We start from the raw sequence: 9206 nt of genomic DNA, 5'->3' as shown, positions 1-9206 counted from the left end.
ACGGCCTCAGACGCTTCAACGCCATCGTAGACGGCTTCGTTCTCGCCTCACAAAAATGAGCCCGAAGCAAATGTGTGCCCACGCTAGCCCGCAAGGGGAGAAGGAAGAGCGCCCAGCGCCGCTACTCCACCTTCACCAGCACGGCGCTCTCGAACTCCAGCACCTTGTCGCCGGCCGAGGCGAAGGCCTCGCAACGCAGCGTCAGCAGGCGCCAGCCGGGGCGCGAGGCGATCGGGCGGTGGGAAAGGGCGGTGCGCGTGAAGGTGACGGTCTCGCCGGCGTAGACCGGCTTCAGCCATTTCAGGTTCTTGAAGCCGGGCGAGGGGCCGAATTCGGGGACCAAGCCGAGGCCGCTCCAGGCAGCGCCCCCGGTGTCCATGCCGGCTTCGAGATTGAGTTTCATCCAGGTGGCGGCCGTATGCCAGCCGGACGCGCAGAGGCCGCCGAGCACGCTCTTCCTGGCGGCTTCCTCGTCGATATGGAAGATCTGCGGGTCGTATTTGCGGGCGAAGGCCTTGATCGCCTCGGGCTCGAATGTGTGCGAGCCCAGCGTCACGGTGGCACCGATGCGGAAGAATTCGTCCAGGGTCATGCCAGGCTCCCCGCGGCCTCACGCGTGAGGAACATGACCGAATTCTCAAGCTCGAAAACGTTTTCGCCGCGCTGGTTGAACAGTTCGCTGCGCATGGTGACGAAGCCCAGTTGCGGCTTCGATTTCGACAGGCGCTTGGCGACAACCACGAGGCTGCCGGTGAGCTGGTCGCCGGCCAGGACCGGCTTCTTCCATTTGACCTGGTCCACGCCGGGCGCGCCCTGGCAGGTGGAGTCCAGCAGGAAGGCATCGCACAGCATGCGCATGAACATGGCGCAGGTGTGCCAGCCCGAGGCCGCCAGCCCNCCGCCAAGGATGCTGGCCTTGCCGGCCTCCTCGTCGAGATGCATCGGCTGGGCGTCGAACTCCCGCGCGAATTCGATGATCTCGGCGGCACTTACCAGCTTGGTGCCGAGGTCGAGCGAGGTGCCCTCGACGAAGTCCTCATAGGCCCAGGTTTTTGCAGTCATGGTCTGAAATCCGGCTCAGGAATCCGCGATCCGCAGGGATCGGGCATCCCGGATGCAGGCAGGGCGCGGTTTGGTCAAGTTATTTCTGGTGCGCCAGCAACAGGCAGTCCGCCCGTGGCGACCCGATCAAAGCCAGCCACGGCGGCGGAAATACCAGAAGGGCAGGATCGCCGACAGGATCATCAGGCCGATGGCGAAGGGATAGCCAAGCTGCCATTTCAGCTCGGGAATGACGTCGAAATTCATGCCGTAGATGGAGGCGACCAGCGTTGGCGGCAGGAAGATGACAGCGGCGACCGAGAAGATCTTGATGATGGCGTTCTGCTCGATCGAGATCATGCCGAGCGTGGCGTCGAGCAGGAAGGAGATCTTCTGCGACAGGAAGGTGGCGTGGTCGGCAAGCGACAGCACGTCGCGCGACAAGGTCTTGATGCGGGCGCGGATATCCTTGCTCATCCTGGTCTGGGTGGCGACATGGGCGAGGAAACCGGCGAGGCGCTGCAGCGAGATCAGGCTGTCGCGCACGGAAGAGGCGATGTCCTCCTTGCGGCCGATGGCTTTCAGCAGCTCCTGGAAGTCGCGGTTGCGCTTCGACGCCTTGGTCGAGGTCGCCTGGAAGATGTCACGCGAGATCACTTCCACGTCGCGGCCGGCGCGCTCGAGAATGTCGGCAAGGCGATCGACGATCGCTTCCAGCAGGCCGATCAGGATGGTGTCGCCGCTGGTGCACCCGGTCGCCGCCTTCTCGGCGCGCAGCGGAAAGGTCTTGAACGCCTTCGGTTCGTGGTAGCGCACCGTGATCAGCCTGTTGCCCGCAAGCGCGAACGTGACCGGTGACATCAGGGGATCGTCGACCTCGGTCTGGGCGGGCAGGGTGGCGGTCATGAAGTAGGCGCCGTCCTCGATGTAGAGGCGGCTGGAAATCTCGATCTCCTCCATCTCCTCGCGGGTCGGGATGGCGATGCCGAGCCAGCTTTCGATGGTGGCCTCTTCCTCCTTGGTCGGATTGACGAGATCGGCCCAGACCACCTTGTCGCCATTGGCCTGGAGGTCGTCGGTGAGGCGCAGGCGATCATTGTCGACGACGAAGGCCTTGATCATCGCCAGATCTCCCCTGCTGGATCAAAGGGCGGTTGGATTGATGTCGGATTGCACGGCTCTTCGTCGCATGCGCCGAGCGTGTGCCCGCCGCTTAGACCCGTGCCATGACAAAATCAAGACAAGTGGCCATTGGACGGGATGGCACCAGAGCTCGGAGATACGCCGATAGTGCATCGCCGCAGGATCGCGACGATGCTTTGGATGCCTACCGTGCGAGCAACGTGTTGAACTTGAACAGCATGATGTCGCCGTCCTGGACGACATATTCCTTGCCTTCANCTTCATCGCGTGCCTTGCCGGCTTCCTTGGCCGCCACTTCGCCGCCCAGCGTGACGAAGTCGTTATAGGCCCTTATGGATGGTTCATGCGCGGGTTTCAGCTTGTTGCATTTGCTTTAGATACTTTGTTGAAGAGATAAGGGGTACTTTTCGGGACTACATTGTTCGTTCCTCGAACGCCAAATTGGCTAGACACTTGCCCATTTTCGAGGTTGGATAGTGCGCTTGGGCGGGGATATTAAATTTGGCAAAACATGTCTTTGGGGGACCTGACACGTCGAGAAAATTGAAATGTCTGCAAGAGTATTTGCAGGCGTTTTCGATTGCGCTTCGAAATCAGGATTTTGCTTGCATCTACATCGACGCATTTGCTGGTTCTGGCACTCGCACCGAAGTGCGCCCCGGTTTGCCGCTATTCGGGCCGGATTTTGCTGAGCCAGAGGAAATCACGACACCAGGGTCGGCCCGAATCGCGATCGAAATCGATCCACCAATGCACTCGATTGTTCTCATTGAACAAGACACGTCCCGGTTCTCAGAACTTCAAACTCTGGTTGAGGAGTATCCAGATCGCAAAATCATCGTGCGCAATGGGGACGCCAATAAACTCGTGCAGCGTCTATGCACGAATACCCCTTGGCGAGGTTCCGAAATTGTCGGCCGTGGAATACGTGGGGTTATTTTTCTAGATCCGTACGGCATGGAGGTGTCTTGGGAGACGGTGGAGGCAATTGCCAAGACCGAGGCACTGGATTGTTGGTACTTCTTTCCGCTGTCCGGCCTCTACAGGAATGCTCCGCACGATCCGGCAAAGCTCGATCTTGGCAAGCAAGCAAGTCTAGATAGGGTTCTAGGCGCCAGCGACTGGCGGTCTCGTTGGTATAATCATGAAATTGCGCGTGAAGACATTTTCGAAACGCAAGGGCTGGCGGCGCGCCGAGCTGATGTAAACGCGATTGAAGCCTATGTGAAAGAACGCCTTGAAACCGCCTTCAAAGGTGCCGTGCTTGATCCGGTTCGGCTTCACCACAGGAACGGTGCGCCGCTTGCATCGCTTTTCTTTGCGGTTTCGAATACTAGCTCGGCAGCCGTGAAGCTGGCGACCAAGATGGCATCTCACATTCTCAATTCTGGTAGGTCATCCCACAAGCGCTCACGATAGGTTCGACCTGTTGCCTTCTTGTTCTTCCCGCCCCACTGTTTGAAAAAGAATGCGGCATCGGCATCGGTGCATTGGTCGAAGATTTCGTCGATCCACTTCGGGTCCATTGGACGTGCGTTGGGGCCGCTTTCTCCACCGACTATGGCCCAGTGAATGCCTGCTAGGCTTGCGCCCGCCACTGAGCCTATCAGCGGTTCATAGGAGACAAACCTTATGGCCGCTGGAACAGCTCGAAGCTCATCCAATCTGTGAAGCACCCGGCTATCCTCAACGCTTGTTCCAAGCCATACGTTCGACAGAACTTCAAATGCTTTCGTTGATAGAATTTCTGCCATCCTATCTGGCCGCTTGGTGAGGATTTGATAAGTGTGGCGCGGGGTGGCGCCCATAACGCGCCAAACGTCGCGGATGAAGTCCACCGGTACATCCGCGTGGAAAAGATCGGACATCGAGTTGACGAAAACACGGCGCGGTTTCTTCCAAGACGCAGGAATGTCGAGAGAGCCGCTATCGAGCCTTATTTTGCCTGTCCACTTTGCCCTTCCACCGCTTTCCCGTGTCAATCCCACGTACTTCTCGACTCCCATCGCTTCGAGGCGGGCAGCCATCCGCATGGCGTAGCAGTTGGTGCATCCTGCCGTAAGGATCGTGCATCCGGCAACAGGGTTCCACGTCGCGTCAGTCCATTCGATTGATGTCTCGGCCATTTTCCGCTCTTCTCTTCGTCTGCTTTAAAACTGCCCGAAGATCGTAAATACCCCGATAAGTCTATTGTAGGAATTTCTTCATATCAAGAATGTTGTCAGACAGCAGTTCGAGACGCTCTTTCCCGAAGCATCACGTGTTGAACTTGAACAGCATGATGTCGCCGTCCTGGACGACATATTCCTTGCCTTCATCGCGTGCCTTGCCGGNGCCTACCGTGCGAGCAACGTGTTGAACTTGAACAGCATGATGTCGCCGTCCTGGACGACATATTCCTTGCCTTCATCGCGTGCCTTGCCGGCTTCCTTGGCCGCCACTTCGCCGCCCAGCGTGACGAAGTCGTTATAGGCGATGGTCTGGGCGCGGATGAAGCCGCGTTCGAAATCGGTGTGGATGACGCCGGCGGCCTGCGGGGCCTTGTCGCCCTTGTGGATGGTCCAGGCGCGCGTCTCCTTCGGCCCGACGGTGAAATAGGTGATGAGGTGCAACAGCTCGTAGCCGGCGCGGATGACCTTGTTCAGGCCGGGCTCGTCGAGGCCGAGCGAGGACAGGAACTCCATCTCCTCTTCATCCGAAAGCTGGGCGACTTCGGCCTCGATCGCGGCCGAGATCACCACGGTGCCGGCGCCCTGGGCGGTCGCCATCTTTTCCACGGCCCTGGTGTGTTCGTTGCCGGTGGCGGCATCGGCCTCGGCGACGTTGCAGACATAGAGCACGGGATGCGAGGTCAACAGGTTCAGTCCCTGCAGGATGCGCAGGTCCTCGGCCGAAATGCCCTTGAGCAGGATGCGGGTCGGCTTGCCGGCCTGCAGCAGTTCGAGCGCTGCCTCCATCATCGGCAGCACGGTCGTCGCTTCCTTGTCCTTGGTCGAAGCGCGCTTGCGGAATTGCACGATGCGGCGCTCGAGGCTGTCGAGGTCGGCGAGCATCAGCTCGGTCTCGACCGTCTCGGCATCGGCGACGGGGTCGATGCGGCCCTCGACATGGGTGATGTCGTCATCCTCGAAGCAGCGCAGCACGTGCACGATGGCGTCGACCTCACGGATGTTGGCGAGGAACTGGTTGCCCAGCCCTTCGCCCTTCGAGGCGCCGCGCACCAGGCCAGCGATGTCGACGAAGGAGATGCGAGTCGGGATGATCTCCTTCGACTTGCCGATCGCGGCGATCTTGCCCAGGCGCGGGTCGGGCACCGCCACCTCGCCGGTGTTCGGTTCGATGGTGCAGAAGGGATAATTGGCGGCCTGCGCCGCCGCCGTTCTGGTCAACGCGTTGAAGAGCGTGGACTTGCCGACGTTGGGCAAGCCAACGATGCCGCATTTGAAACCCATTTTGTCCAGTCCTATCGGGAATTCGAAATTTGATGAGGGCTATGGGCGATAGGGGGGAGGAACGTCAAGCCCCGCGGTCGCACGGGCAGGGCCGCGAAAGGCCGCATCGCAGGGCGATCGGCCGTTTTTGAGCAGTTCGAGCCGCGCCTTTAGGACGCTACTTCACGTCGATGGTGACCGGCTGAACGGCGCGGACAGTGTCTTCCCACGGCCGCTTCAGTTCAAAGCGAAGCTGGATCTGTCCAGGCTTGCCGCAGGAAACCGTGAAACGCTGCAAGGTTGTGCCGCCTATTCCTGTGTTATCGGGCTTGCTGTCAATCTGGGTGATGGTGCAGCCCGCCGGCGCCGGCGGAACCGACCAGACGACGCCCGCGCCAGGCGTCGCCGGCAATTCCACGACAATCTGCTCGCCGATTGCGGGTTGGAAATTCATGGTCGCTCGTTCGTTCGCCATCGCTTCTTCCTTTGTGGCGACGGGCGGCGCGCCGATGCGCGCCGCCTTCCGATCCCATCACCGTCGCCTCAGTTCCAGCCGTTGCTGGGAGCCGTCTGCCAACGATNCCTTCCGATCCCATCACCGTCGCCTCAGTTCCAGCCGTTGCTGGGAGCCGTCTGCCAACGATGATATAGGGCGAGATCCGTGCCGCGCACGAAGACTTCCATACGGCCGTCCTTGTTGTTGACGATCGCCGTGTCGCCGACGATGCCGCCACCCAGCGACGCCCAGCCGCTCCAGCCATTGCTCGGCGCGGTCTGCCAGATGTGCCAGCAGGCCCCGTCAGTGCCACGGGCGAAGATTTCCATGCGCCCGTCGGCATTGTGGCCGAGCGCCGGCGCGCTGGTGATGATGCCGCCCAGCGATGCCCAGCCGCTCCAGCCATTATTGGGCGCGGTCTGCCAGATATGCCAGAGCGCATTGTCGGTGCCGCGCCCGAACACTTCGAGGCGGCCGTCCTTGTTCTGGCCAACGGCAAGGTCGCTGGTCAAAATGCCACCCAGCGAGGCCCATGAACTCCAGCCATTGTTGGGGGCTGTCTGCCAGAGATGCACCACTGCCCCGTTGTTGGCACGAGCGAAGACCTCGATGCGGCCGTCCTTGTTGTTGGAAGCTACCGGATTGCCCGATATCTGAACGCCGAGCGAAGCCCAGCCGCTCCAGCCCCGTTGCGGGCCGCCCTGCCAGATGTGCCAGAGGCCGCCGTCATTGCCCCTGGCGAAGACTTCTACCCGTCCGTCGACATTGCGCACCGCACTGGGGTCGCTGGTGATGCCGCCGCCGAGCGAAGCCCAGCCGCTCCAGCCGCTGCTGGGCGCGGTCTGCCAGATGTGCCACAGAGCGCCATCGGCTCCCCTGGCGAACGCCTCAAGCCGGCCGTCGCCATTGCCGATGACGGCCGGGGTGCTGGTGATGATGCCGCCCAGCGATGCCCAGCCGCCCCAGCCATTGTTGGGCGCGGTCTGCCAGATGTGCCAGAGCGCGTTGTCGGTGCCGCGCGCGAAAACCTCGATGCGGCCATCCTTGTTGTTGCCGGCGACGGCTTCGGTGGTGAGCTTGCCGCCCAACGGCTGCCAGCCGGACGATGGCAGGATGATGCCGGTTGCACCGTACATCGGATACAGCTGGCCGTCATACTTGAAGTCGTCATAGCTGATCTTGCCAAAGCCGCCGATGCCCCAGGTCGTGTCCCACGAGTTCTTGACGATCCAGCACTGCTCCGCCTCGGAATAGCCGATGACGAGAACGCAGTGGCCGCCGGCGACATCGCCGGTGACGTGGTGGTAGATGCCGCCGGAATAATTGAAGAAATCATTGTAGACGGTGAAGCAGCCGGCGACCGGACCGACGCTGCTGAGATGGTTCTTGATTGCGTTCGCATCCACCAGCTTGTGCACGGCCGTCAGCTTGCTGATGCGCGCCGGACGGTTCGGCGCGGCGTGGCAGGCCGGGGGGCCGCTCCAGATATCGTTGTTGGGAAATGCCGACGGGTAGGGGAAGCCGGCTTCGTCGCAGACGCCGCGTCCCTTGATCTGGTCGAGGCACTGGTCGGGCCACCAGCCGCCGCAATTGGCGCCGTGCGATGAGCAGAAATGCGAGTCGGCTTCCGACAGGTCGAACCAGCGGCCGGTCTCGATATGCGACATCGCCTCGATAAGGCCGACCGAGCCAAACGAGACGCAGGAGCCACATCCGCCCTGGTTCTTGACCGGGGTAATATGATTGCCGTTCTTGTTGCGCCAGTCGACGGCGGGCGCAAAACCCGGCGCCGCGGCAAGCGACGGCGGCTGGTTGCGTGCCGCCGCGAGCAGGGCGATGGCTTCATCGCTGGGAATGGCGCCCAGCATCTGGAGGCGTTTTTTGGGGTCCATGAGCGAGATCGGGGTTTCGGCCGCCCGCCATCTGGCATTGTTGGTTGCCAGGGCGCTGCTCAGCGCAGAGAACGTCAAAGGAGTTCGGGCCATAAACAGTTCCCTCGTGTCGGTGAAAACGTGCGACTGCCCGGCAAAGCCGAAAGGCATGCGACAACCACACTTTGCATCCATGACCTCCGGCAGGGTCATGGTCTGTGAGGGATTTCACTATTGGATATGCTGACGGCGCATCGGCGGCCCAAGCCGCATCGGTCGGCAAGCTTGAGGCCGTGCTCGTTGCTTCCGCGGGGCAAATCCAGACAAATTCCGGCAGCTCTATGCAGGCGATCGCGTGGTCAGGGATGCATCAGCCGTGGCGGTCTGAAATTGTCAGCCGGCGTTCGTTCGCTCCGGGAATAATCGCCCGGCGGCAGCCGTCTCAGCCGTCGTTTTTGCCGAACAGCTTTTTCAGCATGGCGGCCATCGGGCCACTTTCCGGCAGCTTGGCCGGCGCCTGCTGCGGGCGCGCCTGGCGGATGTGGCTCTGGGCCTTAGGGCCCTGCACCTTGGGGGCCTTGGACGGCGGGCGGTCATCGTCGCCGGTCGGCACGAGCTTGTCGCGCAAGGCGAGCGTCACCCGGTTCATGAAGGAATTGTCGTCGCCCTTGGCCAGCAAGCCGGCATCGTCGGCTATGGTGTCGAGCAGAACGTCCAGCCATTCGCGGTCGGCCTTGGCGAAGTCGCCGAGGACATGGCCATGCACCATCTCCTTGACGCCGGGATGGCCGACGCCGATGCGAACACGGCGGAAGTTCTTGCCGACATGCTGGTCGAGCGAGCGGATGCCATTGTGGCCGCCGGAGCCGCCACCGACCTTGACCCGAACCTTGCCCGCTGCAAGGTCGATCTCGTCGTAGAAGACGGTGAGTGCCTCGGGGCCAAGCTTGTAGAAGCGCAGCAATTCGCCGACCGACTGGCCGGACAGGTTCATGAAGGTCTGCGGTTTGATCAGGATGATCTTTTCGCCGCCGAGTGTGCCCTCGGCGATCAGGCCCTGGAATTTCTTCGCCCAAGGCGAGAAGGAATGGCGGCGGGCGATTGCGTCCGCCGCCATGAACCCGACATTGTGCCGGTTGTCAGCGTATTTCGCGCCCGGATTGCCGAGGCCTGCAAAGACAAGCGCTGTCTTCTCTGGCATCGTCAGCTCCAGGCGTGAAAGAG

At 61.5% G+C, this 9206-nt stretch carries 9 protein-coding genes and 1 pseudogene; 1 reads left to right on the top strand and 9 read right to left on the bottom strand.

The annotated features are described in order from the left end of the window. Window positions 1-121 precede the first annotated feature (121 nt). The 4 genes and pseudogenes from X743_RS140635 to X743_RS1000000171480 form a co-directional block, all read right to left on the bottom strand. A complete protein-coding gene (locus X743_RS140635; RefSeq protein WP_023768842.1) occupies window positions 122-592 on the bottom strand; it encodes a MaoC family dehydratase in 471 nt (156 codons plus the stop codon). After that, window positions 589-1062, bottom strand: coding sequence for a MaoC family dehydratase (locus X743_RS140640; protein WP_023768841.1), 474 nt, complete (start codon window positions 1060-1062; stop codon window positions 589-591). The genes X743_RS140635 and X743_RS140640 overlap by 4 nt, the downstream gene beginning before the upstream one ends. A gap of 126 nt (window positions 1063-1188) precedes the next feature. Continuing rightward, the gene (corA, locus tag X743_RS140645) at window positions 1189-2163 is read right to left on the bottom strand and encodes a magnesium/cobalt transporter CorA (protein ID WP_013893477.1); all 975 of its coding nucleotides are present in this window, start codon (window positions 2161-2163) and stop codon (window positions 1189-1191) included. A gap of 205 nt (window positions 2164-2368) precedes the next feature. Beyond that, window positions 2369-2512: pseudogene (locus X743_RS1000000171480) on the bottom strand (DUF933 domain-containing protein); the annotation flags it as partial. Between the two features lie 173 nt (window positions 2513-2685). Between X743_RS1000000171480 and X743_RS1000000171475 the strand changes: the two are divergent. Further along, on the top strand, window positions 2686-3603 hold the full coding sequence (locus X743_RS1000000171475; RefSeq protein ID WP_245264334.1) for a three-Cys-motif partner protein TcmP: 918 nt from the start codon (window positions 2686-2688) through the stop codon (window positions 3601-3603). Here the strand turns inward: X743_RS1000000171475 and X743_RS140655 are convergent. The 5 genes from X743_RS140655 to pth all read right to left on the bottom strand — a co-directional run bounded on the left by X743_RS140655 (window position 3558) and on the right by pth (window position 9183). After that, a complete protein-coding gene (locus X743_RS140655; protein WP_013893480.1) occupies window positions 3558-4310 on the bottom strand; it encodes a DUF5131 family protein in 753 nt (250 codons plus the stop codon). The genes X743_RS1000000171475 and X743_RS140655 overlap by 46 nt on opposite strands. A 210-nt stretch (window positions 4311-4520) precedes the next feature. Continuing rightward, complete coding sequence (gene ychF, locus X743_RS140660; protein ID WP_023768837.1) at window positions 4521-5636, bottom strand: redox-regulated ATPase YchF; 1116 nt, start codon at window positions 5634-5636, stop codon at window positions 4521-4523. Window positions 5637-5793: 157 nt separating this feature from the next. Further along, entirely contained in the window at window positions 5794-6090 is a 297-nt protein-coding gene (locus tag X743_RS140665) for a protease inhibitor I42 family protein (RefSeq protein WP_023768836.1), read from the bottom strand. A gap of 131 nt (window positions 6091-6221) precedes the next feature. Then, window positions 6222-8003, bottom strand: coding sequence for a C1 family peptidase (locus tag X743_RS1000000171465; protein WP_198028510.1), 1782 nt, complete (start codon window positions 8001-8003; stop codon window positions 6222-6224). A gap of 421 nt (window positions 8004-8424) precedes the next feature. Next, window positions 8425-9183 carry an aminoacyl-tRNA hydrolase gene (gene pth / locus X743_RS140670; RefSeq protein WP_023768834.1) on the bottom strand — a complete coding sequence of 253 codons (759 nt, stop codon included), beginning with the start codon at window positions 9181-9183 and terminating at the stop codon, window positions 8425-8427. Between the last annotated feature and the right edge of the window lie 23 nt (window positions 9184-9206).

The sequence above is a fragment of the Mesorhizobium sp. LNHC232B00 genome (genome assembly GCF_000502435.1).
Lineage (GTDB): Bacteria > Pseudomonadota > Alphaproteobacteria > Rhizobiales > Rhizobiaceae > Mesorhizobium > Mesorhizobium opportunistum.
This window is presented reverse-complemented; position numbering and strand designations above follow the sequence as displayed.